The organism is Rhodococcus sp. M8 (genome assembly GCF_015654185.1).
GTDB classification, from domain to species: Bacteria; Actinomycetota; Actinomycetes; order Mycobacteriales; family Mycobacteriaceae; genus Rhodococcus; species Rhodococcus aetherivorans.
Genome location: NZ_CP064065.1, coordinates 1,111,403 through 1,126,852 on the forward strand (window position 1 = coordinate 1,111,403; position 15,450 = coordinate 1,126,852).

The window sequence follows — 15,450 nt, forward strand, 5'->3', positions numbered from 1 at the left end:
CCGCAGCCGGAGGCGCACAGGATCACCGCCGGCGGAGCATGCGCAGGGTCAGCGCGGCGGTGGCCGCCAGGATCACCGCCGTGGCGGCCGCGGCCCCGTGCGTGCCGGCGACGAACGCGGCCCGCGCCGACTCGAGCAGGGCCTCGGCCTCCGCCGCCGGGAGTCGTCCGGCCGCGGCCACCGCGCCGCCGAGGGTGTCGAACTCGTGGCCGGAGCCCGGAATCCCGAGCCGGGAACGGTAGACGGCCGTGACGACGCTGCCGAGCACCGCCACCCCCAGCGCGACACCGAGTTCGTACGCCGTCTCCGACACCGCCGACGCGGCGCCGGCCCGGTCCGCCGGGGCGGCCCCGACCACCAGGTCGGTGGTGAGGGTCAGCGCGACGCCGACCCCCACGCCGATGAGGGTGAAGCCGACGACGAACAGCCCCGCCCCGTGGGTGGTGCCGAGAGCCAGCAACATCGCCGCACCCACGGCCGCGATGGCCAGAGCACCCGACAGGACGGTCCCGACGGGCAGGCGCCGCACGAGCCATGCCGCTCCGAGCGAGGACAGAGCGCTGGTCGCGGTCCCGGGGAGCATCAGCAGACCCGCCTGTAGAGGTCCGATCCCGAGCACCAGCTGCAGATACTGCGACCCGAAGAACAGCACCCCGGCGAGGGCGAAGATCGCCAGCAGATTCGTCAGTACGGCCGCGGAGAACTCGCGCCGCCGGAACAGAGTGAGATCGAGCAGCGGGTTCTTCGCGACCCGCTGACGGTGCACGAACGCCGCGGCGGCCGTCAGACCGCCGCCCAGCGCAACCAGCGCGGCGGCATGCGGTCCGTGCAGCGCCGTTTCCTTGACCGCGTAGACGATCGGAACCACGGCCAGCAGCGACAGCGCGGCCCCCGGCAGGTCGAAGCGGCCCGGGTGCGGATCCCGCGATTCCGGGACGAGGAACGGCCCGGCGAGGACGAGCACCGCCATGATCGGCAGGTTGATCAGGAAGACCGACCCCCACCAGAAGTGTTCGAGCAGCCAGCCGCCCACGAGCGGGCCGAGCGCGGCGCCGCCGCCGGCCATCGCGCCCCACACGCCGATGGCGACGGTCCGCTCCCGCGGGTCGGTGAACATGTGCCGGATGAGCCCCAGGGTCGCGGGCATGAGGGTGGCGCCGGAGATTCCCTGCAGTGCACGCGCCAGGATCAGCATCTCGGGGCTCACCGCCCACGCCGCGACGGCCGAGGCCGCGGCGAAGCCGACGGCGCCGACCAGCAGGAGCCGGCGACGGCCGACGCGGTCGCCGAGCACGCCCATCGTCACGAGCAGGCCGGCGACGGCGAACGAGTACACGTCGATGATCCACAGCAGCTGCACCCCGCTCGGGGCCAGATCGGCACTGAGGAAGGGCAGGGCGAGGTCGAGAACGGTCGCGTCGACCGCGATCAGCAACACGGCACAGGCGAGTACCACCAGCCCCGCCCAGGTGCGCACACCCGCGGGCGCAGGCCCGGTCCCCGCGTCCGCCGGGCGGAGCCCCGGCATCTGCCCGGTGTTCGTCATCCGTCTTCCCTCCACACTGAACCGTCCAGCCGGTACAGAAATACGGTAGCACCGACCGTCCGGACGGTACAAAGGCAATCGGTAGAATCGGCCCATGGCCTCCGACACCCGCGACCGCATCCTCGACGCCCTCGAACGCACCCTCGTCGACGTGGGGGTCGCCCAGGTGACGCTCGAGGGCGTCGCGGCCGCCGCGGGCGTCTCGAAAGGCGGCCTGCTGTACCACTTTCCGACCAAGGAGTCGATGCTCGCCGCGATGGTGCGGCGCCTCGGCGAACGGGGCGACGCCCGGCTCGCCGATGCCGTCGCCGGCGGCACCCCGGTCGCGGAGTGGTATCTCGCCGATCCGGACGAGACCGGCGACGCCGCGGAGATGGCCCTGTTCCGGTCCACGGTGGCGGCGCTGCGCAGTGCCGACGGCCAGCACGACGACGTGCAGCGCGCGGTGGTCGAGGTGATGCGCTCGTGGGACGAGGGCCTGCGCGCCGAGATCGACGATCCCGTCACCGCCGAGATCGTGCGCCTCGTGGGCGACGGCATCTACCTCGGTGCGATGCTCGGCCTCCCGAAGCCCGATCCGGAACTGCACAGACAGGTGGTCGCCCGCCTGCTCGGCTCCGCACACCCCTGATCGCTGGAACCGCCGCCACACCCGCACCGATCGGAATCACCCGGGCGGCGCACGCGGTTCACGGGCGCCGGCACACACCGGACGGGCGGGCCCGGCGGGGACAACACACCTCCCCCGCCGGGAATCCCGTGCGGCTCAGGTGAGATAACGGTAGGCCGGCGAGCCCGGCTCGAGCCGCTGCGCCTCGATCGGCGAGGCCGACATGCGCGCCAGCAGCGGCGACAGGCCGTCCGCCGCCCCGAGTTCGATGCCGACCAGCGCCGCCCCGAATTCCCGGTTGTTGCGCTTGACGTACTCGAACAGCGTGATGTCGTCGTCGGGTCCGAGCACCTCGTCGAGGAACCGCCGCAACGCACCCGGCTCCTGGGGGAAGTCCACCAGGAAGTAGTGCTTGAGGCCGCGGTGCACGAGGGAGCGCTCGATGATTTCCCCGTAGCGGGAGACGTCGTTGTTGCCCCCCGAGATCAGGCACACCACCGTCGAGCCCGGCGCGATGGTCAACCCCTCGAGAGCAGCGACGGACAGCGCGCCCGCGGGCTCGGCGATGATGCCCTCGTTCTGGTACAGATCCAGCATCGCGGTGCACACTGCACCCTCGTCGACCTGGGTCATCCCGAACGGCCCGGTGCCCAGACCGTCGTTGCGGAGCGCCGCGACCAGCGGCAGGTTCGCGTGGGAGACGATCTCGGCGCCGAGCCGGGAGACCACCGCGTAGGGCACGTCGCCGACCCGCTTGACGGCGGCACCGTCGACGAACGGATCCACCTCGGGCAGGGTCACCGGTCCGCCCGCGACGAGGGCCGCGGTCATCGACGCCGCGCCGGCCGGTTCCACCCCGACGATGGAGGTGGACGGCGACTTCTCGTGCAGGTACGCCGCGATGCCGGCCAGACAACCGCCACCGCCGACCGGAACCAGCACCAGGTCCGGCGCCGCGGGGAGCTGGTCGAGCACCTCGCGGGCGATGGTCCCCTGCCCCGCCGCGGTGCGCGCGTCGTCGAACGGCGCGACCATCGTCGCGCCGGTACGCGCGACGTCCTCGGCGGCGGCGGCCGCCGCCGCGTCGAACGTGTCGCCCGTGGGGATGAGTTCGACGAAGGCACCGCCGTGCGCACGGATGCGGTCCCGCTTCTGCTTCGGGGTCCGGGTGGGCACGTAGATCCGGCCCATCACCCCCATCGCCCGGCAGGCGTAGGCCACACCCTGCGCGTGATTGCCGGCGCTGGCCGTCACCACACCCGCCTCGCGTTCGGCGGGAGAGAGCTGCGCCATGACGTTGTATGCGCCGCGCAGCTTGTAGGAGCGGACGCGGGTGAGGTCCTCGCGCTTGAGATAGACGTTCGCGCCGGTGAGGACGGAGAGCCGCTCGCTGTGCTCGAGCGGGGTGGGCGCGACCACCGCCGAAATTCGCTCCGCCGCGGCCTCGATGTCGGCCACGCTCAGGGCGGGCAGGTGCATCGGATCGGCGGCTCGCGAGGTAGTGGTCACCTACCTATGCTGCCACTGCCCGCCCGGAACCCCCAACGCGGGTTTCGTCACCCCGCCGGCCACACCCGGCTCCCGCGCTCGCGCGTCAGCGCGGTTCCAGGATCAGGAGCGGGATCTCCCGGTCCGTCTTCTTCTGGTACTCCGCGTAATCGGGGAAGGCCTCGACCGCGCGCCGCCACCACAGATCCTTCTCCTCGCCGTGGACCTCGCGGGCGGTCATGTCCCGGACCGTCGGCCCGTCGCGCAGTTCGACGTGCGGGTCCGCCAGGACGTTGTAGTACCAGACCGGATGCTTCGGGGCACCGCCGAGGGAGGCGACCACCGCGTAGACGCCGTCGTGCTCGACCCGCATCAGCGGGGTCTTGCGCAGCTTGCCGGTCCTCGCTCCGCGGCTGGTCAGCACGACGACGGGCCGGCCGTTCAGGGTCGTGCCCTCGGTACCGCCGGAACTCTCGTACAGCGCCACCTGGTCGGCGGCCCACTGGGACGGACTCGGTTCGTATTCTCCGGTGAGAGGCATGGCCCCCAGTCAACACTGCCGGGCCCGGCGTCACCGCACCGATCGGCAAAGTTCGGTGGCCCGAAAACAAGTCTGCGAGTAGCCTGGTGGACGGGTTCCCCGAGGCGCACGGAGGTCGAGATGACGACGATGGATTCGCCCACCCCCACCCGCCGTCGGCCCGCGTCCGTCGACGTGGCCGGAACCGCATGGCCGCTGTACAAGCTCGAGTCACTCGTCGCGGCCGTCCTGGTCCTCCTGGCGCTGTTCGCGATCACCGCGGACGCGCAGACCGCCGTGCTCACCGCCGCCGCGACCGCCACCGTCGTATGGTGGGCCCGCCTGCTGCACTACCGGAGCGACACTGACCGCCGCGACACCTGACCGCAGCGACACCCGACCGCAGCGGCGTCCGACTGCAGCACACCGTCGGCGGGTCAGGTCGCCAGGCAGGCCGGCCCGAGCAGAGCCTTGAGATCCCCCATCAGCGCCGACGACGGCTCCACCCGCAGGCTGTCGTCCACCTTCAGCACGGTGACCTTGCTGCCGGAGATCAGCCGGACGTGCACGTCCGAGGTACCGGGGTGGCGGGTGAGCACGCTCTTGAGCGCCCCGACCTTGTCGGGGGTGCACAGCCGGGTCGGCATCGACACCGACAGCGGCTTGGCCACCCCGACCTGCGACAGGTCGGGCACGGCGAGATCGTTGGCGATCAACGAGATCCGGTCGTCGCGGATCGACACCCGCGCCTTGACCAGCACCACCGAGTCCTCGACCACGTCCATGCCGTACACCGAGTAGGACTGCGGGAAGAAGAGCACCTCGATGCCGCCGGCGAGATCCTCGAGCTGCGCCGACGCCCAGGTCAGACCGTTCTTGTTGATGCGGCGGTTCACCGACGCGAGGATGCCGCCCACGGTGACCTGGGTGCCGTCCTTGATCGCGCCCTCGAGGATGGTCGGGATCGCGGTGTCCGACTGCTGGGCGAGCACGTGCTCGACGCCGTTGAGCGGATGCCCGGACACGTACAGGCCCAGCATCTCCCGTTCGAGGGCGAGCTTGTGCTTGGTGTCCCACTCCTCCTCGGGGATCTTCACGTTGAACACCGAGGTGACCGACTCGTCGGCGTCCGCGCCGCCGAACAGGTCGAACTGCCCGATCGCCTCGGCCTTCTTGGTGCCCATGACCGCGTCGATCGCGTCGGCGTGGACCAGCATCAGGCCCTTGCGGGGATGGCCGAGCGAATCGAACCCGCCGGCCTTGATCAGCGACTCGGTGACCTTCTTCGAACACGCGAGCGCATCGATCTTGTTGAGGTAGTCGGAGAAGTCGGTGAACCGGCCCTTCTCCTCCCGCGCCCGGATGATGGACGCCACGACGTTGGTACCGACGTTGCGCACCGCGCCGAGGCCGAACCGGATGTCCTCCCCCACCGACGCGAAGTCGACCCGCGACTCGTTGACGTCGGGCGGCAGCACGGTGATGCCCATCTTGCGGCAGTCCGACAGGTAGACCGCAGCCTTGTCCTTGTCGTCGCCGACGGACGTGAGCAGGCCCGCCATGTACTCGGCGGGGTAGTTCGCCTTGAGGTACGCCGTCCAGAACGAGACGAGGCCGTACCCGGCGGCGTGCGACTTGTTGAACGCGTATCCGGCGAACGGAAGCACCGTGTCCCACAATGCGGTGATCGCGGGCTGGGAGAAGCCGTTGTCGAGCATGCCCTTCTGGAAGCCGCCGTACGCCTCCTCGAGGATCTCCTTCTTCTTCTTGCCCATGGCTCGCCGTAGCAGGTCTGCCTGTCCGAGCGAGTAACCGGCCACCTTCTGAGCGATCTGCATGATCTGCTCCTGGTAGACGATCAGGCCGTAGGTGTCGGCCAGGATGTCCTTCAGCGGCTCCTCGAGCTCGGGGTGGATCGGCTTGACCTCTTGCCGGCCGTTCTTGCGGTCGGCGTAGTCGTTGTGGGCGTTCATGCCCATCGGGCCGGGCCGGTACAGCGCGAGCACGGCGACGATGTCCTCGAAGCCGGTCGGCTGCATCCGGCGCAGCAGATCGCGCATGGCGCTGCCGTCGAGCTGGAACACGCCCAGGGTGTCGCCGCGGGCCAGCAACTCGTAGGTGGGCGGATCCTCGAGCGGCAGCGTGTCCAGGTCGAGGTCGATGCCGCGGTTGTTCTTGATGTTCTCGATCGCGTCACCGATGACGGTGAGGTTCCGCAGACCGAGGAAGTCCATCTTCAGCAGGCCGATGGCCTCGCACGACGGGTAGTCCCAGCCGGTGATGATCGCGCCGTCCTGCGCCCGCTTCCACAGCGGGATGGCGTCCATCAGCGGCTCGGAGGACATGATCACCGCGCAGGCATGCACGCCGGCGTTGCGGATCAGGCCCTCGAGGCCGAGCGCGGTGTCGTAGATCTTCTTCACGTCCGGGTTGGATTCGATCAGCGCCCGGACCTCGGCGGCCTCCTTGTACCGCTCGTGGTTCGGGTCGGTGATGCCCGACACCGGAATGTCCTTGGCCATGATCGGCGGCGGCAGCGCCTTGGTGATCTGGTCGGCGATCGCGAAGCCCGGCTGGCCGAACTGCACGCGCGCCGAGTCCTTGATCGCGGCCTTCGTCTTGATGGTGCCGAACGTGATCACCTGGGCGACCTTGTCGTTGCCCCACTTCTCGGTCGCGTACCGCACCATCTCGCCGCGGCGGCGATCGTCGAAGTCGATGTCGATATCGGGCATGGACACGCGCTCGGGGTTGAGGAACCGCTCGAACAGCAGGCCGTGCGGGATCGGATCGATGTTCGTGATGCCCATGGCGTAGGCGACGAGCGAACCGGCGGCCGAGCCCCGACCCGGACCGACCCGGATACCCACCTCGCGGGCGTGGTTGATCAGGTCGCCGACGACGAGGAAGTACGCCGGGAAACCCATCTCGCAGATCACGTCGATCTCGTAGTCGGCGCGGCGCAGGTATTCGTCGGGCGCGCCGTTCGGGAAGCGGCGGTCGAGGCCGCGCATGACCTCCTTGCGCAGCCAGCTCGCCTGCGTCTCCCCCTCGGGCACGGGGAAGATCGGCATGCGGTCGCGGTGGGTCCACACCTCCTCGTAGGACTGCACCCGCTCGGCGATGAGCAGCGTGTTGTCGCACGCGCCGGGCACCTCGCCGTCCCACAGCGCCCGCATCTCCGCGGCGGACTTCAGGTAGTAGCCGTCGCCGTCGAACTTGAAGCGGGTCGGATCCGACAGCGTCTTGCCGGTCTGGATGCACAGCAGCGCCTCGTGGTTCTCGGCGGCATCCTTGGTGACGTAGTGACAGTCGTTGGTGGCCAGCGGCGGGATGCCGAGCGTGCGGCCGATCTCGAGCAGGCCCTCCCGGACGCGGCGCTCGATGGACAGGCCGTGATCCATCAGCTCGAGGAAAAAGTTGTCCTTGCCCCAGATCTCCTGCCACTTCGCGGCCGCCTCGAGCGCCTCGCGGTCGTGGCCGAGACGCAGCCGGGTCTGGATCTCCCCCGACGGGCAGCCGGTGGTCGCGATGATGCCCTCGGCGTGGTGGGCGATGAGGTCCTCGTCCATCCGGGCCCACTTGCCGAGCTGGCCCTCGATGGAGGCGAGCGAGGACAGCTTGAACAGGTTCCGCAGTCCGGTGGCGTTCTCGGCCACCATCGTCATGTGCGTGTACGAGCCGGAACCGGAGACGTCGTCGGACTTCTGGCTCGGATCCCCCCACTGCACGCGCTTGGTGCTGAACCGCGACTCCGGGGCGATGTAGGCCTCGATGCCGATGATCGGCTTGATCCCGAACTTCGTCGCGGCGTTGTAGAACTCGCTGGCGCCGTACATGTTCCCGTGGTCGGTCATCCCGACCGCCGTCATCCCCAGCCGCTCGGCCTCCTTGAACAGGGGACCGACCTTCGCGGCGCCGTCGAGCATCGAGTACTCGGTGTGGTTGTGCAGATGAACGAACGAGTCAGCCACGCGTGCCTCTCCCGGAAGGTCTGTGAGCATCCCGAGTGTAGGCCTCCCCGGCGACGGGATCGGACCGCCACACCGGCGCCGGCGGCGAGTCGTGACCGGTGTTACTCCGGTGTACTCGAGGTGACCGGTTCGAGGCGTCCGCGCGCCGTGCGGGCCCGCAGGACGGCGTCGACGGTGAACACCGCCAGCGCGGTCCAGATCAGCCCGAATCCGATCCACCGCGAGGCCGGCATGTCCTCGTGCAGCACCAGCACGCCCCACGCCATCTGCAGGCCGGGGGTCAGGTACTGCAGCATGCCGAGGGTCACCAGCGGCACCCGCTGGGCGGCCGCCCCGAACAGCAGCAGCGGCAGCGCCGTGACGAGCCCGGCCGACACGAGCAGCAGCGAGTGCCCGGCCCCGTGGCCGGTGAAGGTGCCGGTGCCGGTGACAGCGAGGAAGACCAGGTAGCCCGCCGCGAACGGCACGGCGACGATGCCCTCCCCCGTCAGCGACGTCCGCGGATCGAGCGGCACGATCTTCTTGACCACCCCGTACAGCGCGAACGAGAACGCCAGGGTCAGCGCGATCAGCGGCGGCCGGCCGTAGTCCACGGTGATCACCGCCACCGCGGCGGTCGCCACGAACAGGGCCGCGACCTGGGCGCGGCGCAGGCGCTCCCGGAAGAACAACACCCCGAACAGCACGCTGACCAGCGGGTTGATGAAGTAGCCCAGCGCGGTCTCGACCACCCGGCCCGACACGACGCCGTAGATGTACGTACCCCAGTTGACGGCGATGGCCACCGACGCCGCCGCGACCAGGGCCCACACCCGCACGCCCAGTCCCCGCAGCGAGCCGAGCCGGCCGAGCACGGCGAGCAGCAGCAGCATCGCCAGCAGCGTCCACAGCACCCGGTGGGCGAGGATCTCGACGGGTCCGGCGGGCTCGAGCAGCCCGAAGAACGCCGGGAAGAGTCCCCACGTCAGATAGGCGCCGAGCCCGCACACGATGCCGGCGTCGAAGCGCGATGCGGTGCTGCTCACCGCTCAACGGTAGGGCCCGGTGGCGCGACCGCGCGCGCCGGGTGGATCAGAACGACACGGTCGGCGGCAGTTCCGTGCCCGCCGGAGCGGTATAGAACTCACGCTCGCGCACACCCGCCGGTCCCGCGAAGAACATCCACGGGATCGTCTTCAGCGACGTGTTGAGCCTGCCCGCGGCGTCGTTGTAGTACTGGCGGGCGAAGGCGAGCTGGTCCTCGGTCTCGCCGAGCTGGCGCTGCAGATCCAGGAAGTTGGCCGATGCCTTCAGGTCCGGGTAGTTCTCGGCGACGGCGAGCACGTCGAACACCGCCTTCTCGAGCCGGGCGTCGGCCTGGGCCTTCTCTGCGACCGTGCCGCCGGAAGCCGCCCGCGACGCGGCGGTGCGCGCGGCGGTGACCTCCTCGAGCACGCTCTTCTCGTGCGCCGCGTAGCCGCGCACCGTCGCCACGAGGTTCGGCACCAGGTCCGCGCGCCGGCTCAGTTGCACGTCGATGCCGCCGAGGGCCTCCTGGGCCAGCACGTCGGCGCGGCGCAGCCGGTTGAAGCCGACCACGAACACGGCACCGAGCACCACCACCAGCACGACGACGATCACGATTGCGGTCACCATGGAGCCGCCCTCCTTCCGTAGCCCGGCACCGGTGCGGACGCGCCGGTGCCTCGTTCACCGCGGCGATCGGTCACCACGAGCCGCCACCGCCGCCGCCACCACCGCCACCACCGCCACCACCCGACGACGAGGACTGCGACGCGGTGTACGCGCCGATCGACGACGACAGGGCCGACTCGAAGCTGTCGAATCCCCCGGTCCCCGAGGCGAATCCGTGCACTCCGACCGGATACGGGTACCACGCCGGCGCCGGCGGCTCGGACCCGGTGACCGTGCGGTACTTCTCCGCCCACCGGTCGGCCACGCCGAACGCGACCGCGTGCGGAATGTAGCGGGTGTAGAGGTCGCGTTCCGCCGAGAACCGGTAGCGGTCCTCGCTCGACGGGGTCACGAGCATGCGCCGGAACCCACCGGCACGCGACCACATCTCGCGGCCCTTCGCGGTGCGCCGCGTCCCCGCCTCCGGCCGCAACAGCTCCCATCCGCCGAACACGAACGCCGCCGCCGGCAGGCCCCACATGCTCGGCCACACCGGCACCGCGAACCCGACCACCGCGAGGACCAGCGCCAGCACCACCGCCGCCTTGCCGAGACGCTCGCGGGCCGACGGGGCCACCAGTCCCTCGTTGCGGGCCCAGATCCGGCACTGCGACGCCAGCTCCGTCGTCGCCTTCGACAACCGTTCCCCCGCCGACTTCGAGCCGTCGGCCCGCAGCACCGCACCGGGGTACGAGATCTGCAGTGCGTCGCCGACCGCCCGGGTCACCGGGTCCGTCGCCGCCCACCTGTCCGCGGATGCGACGCCGCGGACCTCCCACACGTCGGACTTCTTCCCGCCGCCGGCGGGGCGCAGCTCGACCAGTTCCTCCTCTGCGGCGTACAGCAGCGTCGCCGCGAGCGGCGCGGGCCCGGGCCGCTCGGAGGCGAGGTAGACGGTCTGCACCGGTCCGAAGCCGTCGGGCGGCGAGTACAGCACCGGCAGGCCCGGCTCGGGTTCGCGGGCTGTCCACGCCCACCGGGCCGCGCCGGCGAATCCGAGCAGGCTCAGCATCGCGACCACCGCCACGACCGGCGCCGACCGCCCGAGGATGGGATCCCACGCGACCGGCCAGGGCACCGTGGCCCGGGCCGGGGCGTCGAGCCCGAGCCCGATGCGCACGTTCACCGCCGTCCGGGGTTCGAGCCCGGTCACCCCGACGGAGACGGTGTCGGTGCCGGCCCCGCCGAGGATGCAGGCCGCCCCCGACACCGCACATTCGACCAGGCCGGACGCCGCGGGCAGCCGCACCGTGATGTCGGCCCGGTCGATGGCCATCTCCCACCCGCCGGGAACCACGCTCCAGTGGAACACCGAGCCGACCGGGGCGGCCGTCCCCGCGGCCGTGTCGAACGTCGCGGCGGCGCCGCCCGGCGGGTCGAGGACCCCCTCGGTGGTGTACTCGATGCGATAGGTGTGGGTGCCCGGCTCCAGGTACACGTCGGGGTCCCCGATCTTCGCGACGACGAATCGGTGTCCTTGTTGCCGGCTCGTCTCGAACGGCTCGGGCGCGCCGTCGCGTTCGACGGAGACGATCTCGGGGATGTGGCGCACGTGTGGATCGGCGCCCGTGGTGACGTCCCAGTACCGGAAGATGCCGTGCCGGCCGGCCGGGAAGGCGACCGTGACGGTTTCGGTGGCGGTGAGCCCGCCCTCGGCCTCGACGGTGTAGTCGGCGGTGTAGTTCGTGATCCGCGCCGGATCCGACGCGGCGGATGCGTCGCCGGTGTCGAGTCCGGCGAGCAGCGGCCACAGCAGACCGGTCGCAGCGAGCAGCGCAACCAGGAGATACCCCAGAACCCGTGCCACCGCGCCACCGTACCCACCGGCGAGGCGTCTGTCCCGCCGATCCTGCGCGACCGGACCTCAGGGCTCGCCGTCGTCCGGTCCCGGAGCGACGACGTCGACGTGCTCGGGCAGCAGCGGGTTCACCGAGAACGCGCCGGCGACCGCGTCCGCGGGCAGCAGTTCGACGGCGCGGACGCCGAGGGCCGCGGCGAGCTCCGACGCCGTCGCCGGCGCGACGCGCACCACGACGCCGACGACGCAGGCGCACCCGTCCGCGAGACGATCGGCCGAGACCGCGGCGACGCGCGCGGCCCGGTCGGCGCCGCCCGCCTGCCGCAGCCGGCCCGCCGCGACGGCGGGCGCACGCAGCAGCGCCTCCCGATGGGCGGGCACGGCGACCGGGACCAGTGGGGTCTGCACCCGCTCGATCGGGACGCGGAACAGCACCTGCGCGATGCGAGGGTCTCCCGGCAGCGCCGCCGCCTGCTCGACCGTCACCGGCGTCGCGAAGGACACCAGGCCCCACCGCGGTTCGCCGGTGCCGGACTCGACGCTCGCCTGGGCGCGCGCGAGGTAGCCGGCGACCGCCTCGCCGTGGTCGGGGCCGAGGGTGTCGGTGCGCACCGTCGCCGTCCGGGCCGGCGTGAGCAGCCCGGCCGCGAGCACCGCCAGCAGCAGTGCCGCCGTCGCCGCCCACGGCAGGGACACGCGCACGGTCAGGCGCTGCGCAGCACGGCGAGCGCGTGCTCGAGGTCGGCCGGGTACTTGCTGGTGATCTCGATCCAGCGCCCGTCGGCGGGATGCGCGAACCCGAGCGACCGGGCGTGCAGCCACTGCCGCTCGAGGCCGAGCCGCTCGGCCAGGCGCGGGTCGGCGCCGTAGGTCAGGTCACCGCAGCAGGGGTGCCGCAGCGCGGAGAAGTGCACGCGGATCTGATGGGTGCGGCCGGTCTCGAGGTGGATGTCGAGCAGGCTCGCGGCCTGGAACGCCTCGATCGTGTCGTAGTGGGTGATGCTGGGCTTGCCGTCGGCGGTGACGGCGAACTTCCAGTCGCTGCTGCGATGCCGGCCGATCGGCGCGTCGATCGTGCCGCTGCTCGGATCGGGGTGCCCCTGCACGAGGGCGTGGTAGCGCTTGTCGATGGTGCGCTGCTTGAAGGCCCGCTTGAGCACCGTGTAGGCGCGCTCGGACGTCGCGACGACCATGACCCCGGACGTGCCGACGTCGAGGCGGTGGACGATGCCCTGCCGCTCGTGGGCGCCGGAGGTGGAGATGCGAAATCCGGCGGCCGCCAGTCCGCCGATCACGGTCGGCCCGGTCCAGCCGACGCTCGCGTGCGCGGCGACGCCGACGGGCTTGTCGACGGCGACGATGTCGTCGTCCGCATAGAGGATCCCCATGCCCTCCACGGGCGTCGCCTCGATGGTGAGGGGCCGGGGCGGCTCGGGCAGTTCCACCTCGAGCCAGGAACCGGCGGACAGTCGATCGGACTTGCCCGCGGCGGCACCGTCGACCAGGACGGCTCCCTCCTCGGTCAGGGCGGCGATCGCCGTGCGCGACAGGCCGAGCAGCCGTGCCAGGCCCGCGTCGACCCGCATCCCGTCGAGCCCGTCGGGGACGGGCATCGCCCGGGTTTCTCTCACTTGTGTGCTTCCTTTCTGCTGTCGGAGGAGCCGGTCTTCCGCGAGCCGTCCGGTTCGACGCCGAAGACGGTCAGCGCCACGAGCAGGATCGCGCCGCAGACGATGGCGGAATCGGCGACGTTGAACACCGGCCACCAGCCGACCGACACGAAGTCGACGACGTGGCCCTGCAGCGGGCCCGGGGAACGGAAGATCCGGTCGACGAGATTACCCAGCGCGCCCCCGAGGACGAGCCCGAGTCCCAGCGCCCACCAGCCCGATCGCAGCGTGCGGCCGATCCTGACCACGCCCACCACGACGGCGACGGCGACCAGGGTCAGCAGCCACGTCATGCCGGTGGCCATCGAGAAGGCGGCGCCCGGGTTGCGCACCAATGTGAGCGTCACGGTGTCCCCGACGATCGAGACGGGATCGGCCGGATCGATGTAGTGGACGGCCAGCACCTTGGTGAGCAGGTCGAACCCGAAGATCACCGCGGCGAGGGCGAGCAGCTCGCGCAGCCGCCGGGCCGGCGCGGGCGCGTCCTTCGCCGGGGTTCCGGCCGAGGACGACGCAACCGGGGGTTCCGCGACGGCGTCGGGGTGGGCATCGTGCTCGGTGGGGTCGTCGGTCACCCTGCCATCATCCCCCATCCGAGGAGCGCGACGGCCACCCCGCCCGCCGTGGCTACCCTGGGGTGCGTGCCTGTGCTGCCCAAATTCGCCCGCCCGAGGGCCCGCTCCCTCGGTGTGGCCCTGTCCCTGACCACCCTCCTCGCCGGGTGCGGCAACTCCGCCGACGGTGCCGCCCCCACGTCGACGGCGACCTCGACGGAGGTCACGGTGCCCGTCGCCGCGGTCACCGCGGTGGTCCTGGAGCCGGGGGCCGAGCCGCGCAGCCGGATCCGGCTCACCCCACCCGTCGACACGAGCCAGCAGGTGGCGCTGACGACCGCCTCGCAGGTCTTCCAGTCGATCGGCGATCAGCCGGCACAGGACTTCTCCACCCCCGAACTGACGTTGCCGCTCACCGCGCGGGTGAGCGACGCCGTGTCGGACGCCTCGCCGAGCAGCCTCGTGGACCTGCGGATCGACGACGCCACGTCGCCGGATGCGGCCCTCGCCGCGGCGCTCGGGCCCGCTCGGGGATCCGAGGCGGGACTGACGATGTCCCCGTCCGGCGCGGTGAGCGCGCTGCGGCTCGATCCCACGCCGGACTCCGCGGACATCGCCCGATCGGCCATCGAGCAGGCCTTCTACCAGGCCGTGTACCGGATGGTGTCGTTCCCCGAGGAGGAGATCGGCGTGGGTGGGGTGTGGGAGATCCACCAACAGGTGATGAGCGGGATGGCGCTCGATCAGGTCGCCACCGCGAGCCTGCTCGAGCGGGACGGCGACCTGCTGACCGTGCACCTGCGCATCACCCAGACCCCGCGCGAGGCTACCTGGGCGCTGCCGAACGGGTCCGGTCGGCTGAACATCGACCGGTACGAGATGACCGGCGAAGGCACGATGACCATCGACCTCGGCCGGCCGCTCCCGATCGCCGGGGATCTCACGGTCGGCGGGGAGCAGGCGTACAGCGATCCCGCGGGCACCACCCGTCTGGCGCAGACCCTGGTGGACCGGGTGCGCTGGCAGTCCTGAGCGGACGGGCGGACGCGGCGGCGGCCGGGGCGGATCTCCGCCCCGGCCGCCGTGTCGGTCTACGTCAGGCGCAGGCCGGCGACTGCAGCTGAGCCGTCGCGACGATGGCGCAGGCGTTGTTCTTCGACAGCTTCCACACGCCGTTCTCCGCGACGAAGTCGACGGTGCCGACGGCGGGCTGCTGCGCACCGGCCAGCAGAGTCTCGATGCCGGCGGTGACCGTGCCGTTCTGGTTGTCGTTGACGTCCAGGACGGTGATCTGCGCGCCGGCCTGCTTGGCCGCGGCGGCGACCTGGTCGATCAGGGCGGGATCCTGCTCGGCACCCTGCACGAGGTTCACCTTCTCCTCGGCCGGGACGGTCTCGTCGAACGCCTTGGCCAGCATGGCGTTGAGGTCCTCGACGGTCGGCACCGGCGGGTACTGCGCGGCGGCGGTCGTGGTGCTGGTGGTGGTCTTCGCCGAGGTCGAGGTCGAGCTACCTCCGTCGTCCGAGCTGCAGGCGGACATCGTGAGGGCGGCGGCCAGAGCCACCGTGGCGACAGTGATCTTGCGAAGCTTCAACTTCTCGTCCTTCTCGTTCTCG

Annotated in this window: 14 protein-coding genes; 3 read left to right on the forward strand and 11 right to left on the reverse strand. The window is 71.4% G+C overall.

The genetic code is table 11. The features are described from left to right. Positions 1-22 precede the first annotated feature (22 nt). Positions 23-1,546: an MFS transporter gene (locus ISO16_RS04935; RefSeq protein ID WP_075288603.1), complete on the reverse strand. Its 1,524-nt coding sequence runs from the start codon at positions 1,544-1,546 to the stop codon at positions 23-25. A gap of 94 nt (positions 1,547-1,640) precedes the next feature. Between ISO16_RS04935 and ISO16_RS04940 the strand changes: the two genes are divergently transcribed. After that, positions 1,641-2,177 (forward strand): TetR/AcrR family transcriptional regulator, encoded by a 537-nt coding sequence (locus tag ISO16_RS04940; protein WP_006943765.1) that lies wholly within the window; start codon positions 1,641-1,643, stop codon positions 2,175-2,177. Positions 2,178-2,312: 135 nt separating this feature from the next. On the opposite strand, the gene ilvA is transcribed toward ISO16_RS04940, so the two are convergent. Both ilvA and ISO16_RS04950 read right to left on the reverse strand, forming a co-directional pair. Continuing rightward, positions 2,313-3,635 carry a threonine ammonia-lyase IlvA gene (gene ilvA, locus ISO16_RS04945; protein WP_037200948.1) on the reverse strand — a complete coding sequence of 441 codons (1,323 nt, stop codon included), beginning with the start codon at positions 3,633-3,635 and terminating at the stop codon, positions 2,313-2,315. A 115-nt stretch (positions 3,636-3,750) separates the two neighbouring features. Next, complete coding sequence (locus ISO16_RS04950; protein ID WP_006943762.1) at positions 3,751-4,185, reverse strand: nitroreductase family deazaflavin-dependent oxidoreductase; 435 nt, start codon at positions 4,183-4,185, stop codon at positions 3,751-3,753. Positions 4,186-4,305: 120 nt separating this feature from the next. Between ISO16_RS04950 and ISO16_RS04955 the strand changes: the two genes are divergently transcribed. Next, a complete protein-coding gene (locus tag ISO16_RS04955) occupies positions 4,306-4,548 on the forward strand; it encodes a hypothetical protein (protein WP_072635421.1) in 243 nt (80 codons plus the stop codon). 53 nt (positions 4,549-4,601) lie between these two features. Here the strand turns inward: ISO16_RS04955 and dnaE are convergent, their stop codons facing one another. The 7 genes from dnaE to lspA form a co-directional block, all read right to left on the reverse strand. Further along, positions 4,602-8,138: a DNA polymerase III subunit alpha gene (gene dnaE / locus ISO16_RS04960; RefSeq protein WP_006933439.1), complete on the reverse strand. Its 3,537-nt coding sequence runs from the start codon at positions 8,136-8,138 to the stop codon at positions 4,602-4,604. Between the two features lie 101 nt (positions 8,139-8,239). Continuing rightward, positions 8,240-9,163, reverse strand: a complete 924-nt coding sequence (gene rarD, locus ISO16_RS04965) for an EamA family transporter RarD (RefSeq protein ID WP_006933438.1) — start codon at positions 9,161-9,163, stop codon at positions 8,240-8,242. 46 nt (positions 9,164-9,209) lie between these two features. Then, a complete protein-coding gene (locus ISO16_RS04970; RefSeq protein WP_043801901.1) occupies positions 9,210-9,773 on the reverse strand; it encodes a LemA family protein in 564 nt (187 codons plus the stop codon). Positions 9,774-9,843: 70 nt separating this feature from the next. Then, a complete protein-coding gene (locus tag ISO16_RS04975) occupies positions 9,844-11,619 on the reverse strand; it encodes a DUF2207 domain-containing protein (protein WP_072635422.1) in 1,776 nt (591 codons plus the stop codon). A gap of 57 nt (positions 11,620-11,676) precedes the next feature. Then, on the reverse strand, positions 11,677-12,306 hold the full coding sequence (locus ISO16_RS04980; protein WP_072635448.1) for a hypothetical protein: 630 nt from the start codon (positions 12,304-12,306) through the stop codon (positions 11,677-11,679). Between the two features lie 8 nt (positions 12,307-12,314). After that, positions 12,315-13,223 (reverse strand): RluA family pseudouridine synthase, encoded by a 909-nt coding sequence (locus tag ISO16_RS04985; protein WP_170914109.1) that lies wholly within the window; start codon positions 13,221-13,223, stop codon positions 12,315-12,317. Between the two features lie 14 nt (positions 13,224-13,237). Further along, positions 13,238-13,873 carry a signal peptidase II gene (gene lspA, locus ISO16_RS04990; RefSeq protein ID WP_037200951.1) on the reverse strand — a complete coding sequence of 212 codons (636 nt, stop codon included), beginning with the start codon at positions 13,871-13,873 and terminating at the stop codon, positions 13,238-13,240. A 48-nt stretch (positions 13,874-13,921) separates the two neighbouring features. Between lspA and ISO16_RS04995 the strand changes: the two genes are divergently transcribed. Continuing rightward, a complete protein-coding gene (locus tag ISO16_RS04995; protein ID WP_442800810.1) occupies positions 13,922-14,866 on the forward strand; it encodes a hypothetical protein in 945 nt (314 codons plus the stop codon). 64 nt (positions 14,867-14,930) lie between these two features. On the opposite strand, the gene ISO16_RS05000 is transcribed toward ISO16_RS04995, so the two are convergent. Further along, positions 14,931-15,428: a hypothetical protein gene (locus tag ISO16_RS05000; RefSeq protein WP_029544171.1), complete on the reverse strand. Its 498-nt coding sequence runs from the start codon at positions 15,426-15,428 to the stop codon at positions 14,931-14,933. Between the last annotated feature and the right edge of the window lie 22 nt (positions 15,429-15,450).

Bases quoted from the DNA above. Each gene is read 5' to 3' on its own strand.
- ilvA (WP_037200948.1), bottom strand. From the start codon at position 3,635: ATGCACCTGCCCGCCCTGAGCGTGGCCGACATCGAGGCCGCGGCGGAG.
- ISO16_RS04940 (WP_006943765.1), top strand. From the start codon at position 1,641: ATGGCCTCCGACACCCGCGACCGCATCCTCGACGCCCTCGAACGCACC.
- ISO16_RS04935 (WP_075288603.1), bottom strand. From the start codon at position 1,546: ATGACGAACACCGGGCAGATGCCGGGGCTCCGCCCGGCGGACGCGGGG.
- ISO16_RS04950 (WP_006943762.1), bottom strand. From the start codon at position 4,185: ATGCCTCTCACCGGAGAATACGAACCGAGTCCGTCCCAGTGGGCCGCC.
- ISO16_RS04985 (WP_170914109.1), bottom strand. From the start codon at position 13,223: ATGCCCGTCCCCGACGGGCTCGACGGGATGCGGGTCGACGCGGGCCTG.
- lspA (WP_037200951.1), bottom strand. From the start codon at position 13,873: ATGGGGGATGATGGCAGGGTGACCGACGACCCCACCGAGCACGATGCC.
- ISO16_RS04955 (WP_072635421.1), top strand. From the start codon at position 4,306: ATGACGACGATGGATTCGCCCACCCCCACCCGCCGTCGGCCCGCGTCC.
- ISO16_RS04970 (WP_043801901.1), bottom strand. From the start codon at position 9,773: ATGGTGACCGCAATCGTGATCGTCGTCGTGCTGGTGGTGGTGCTCGGT.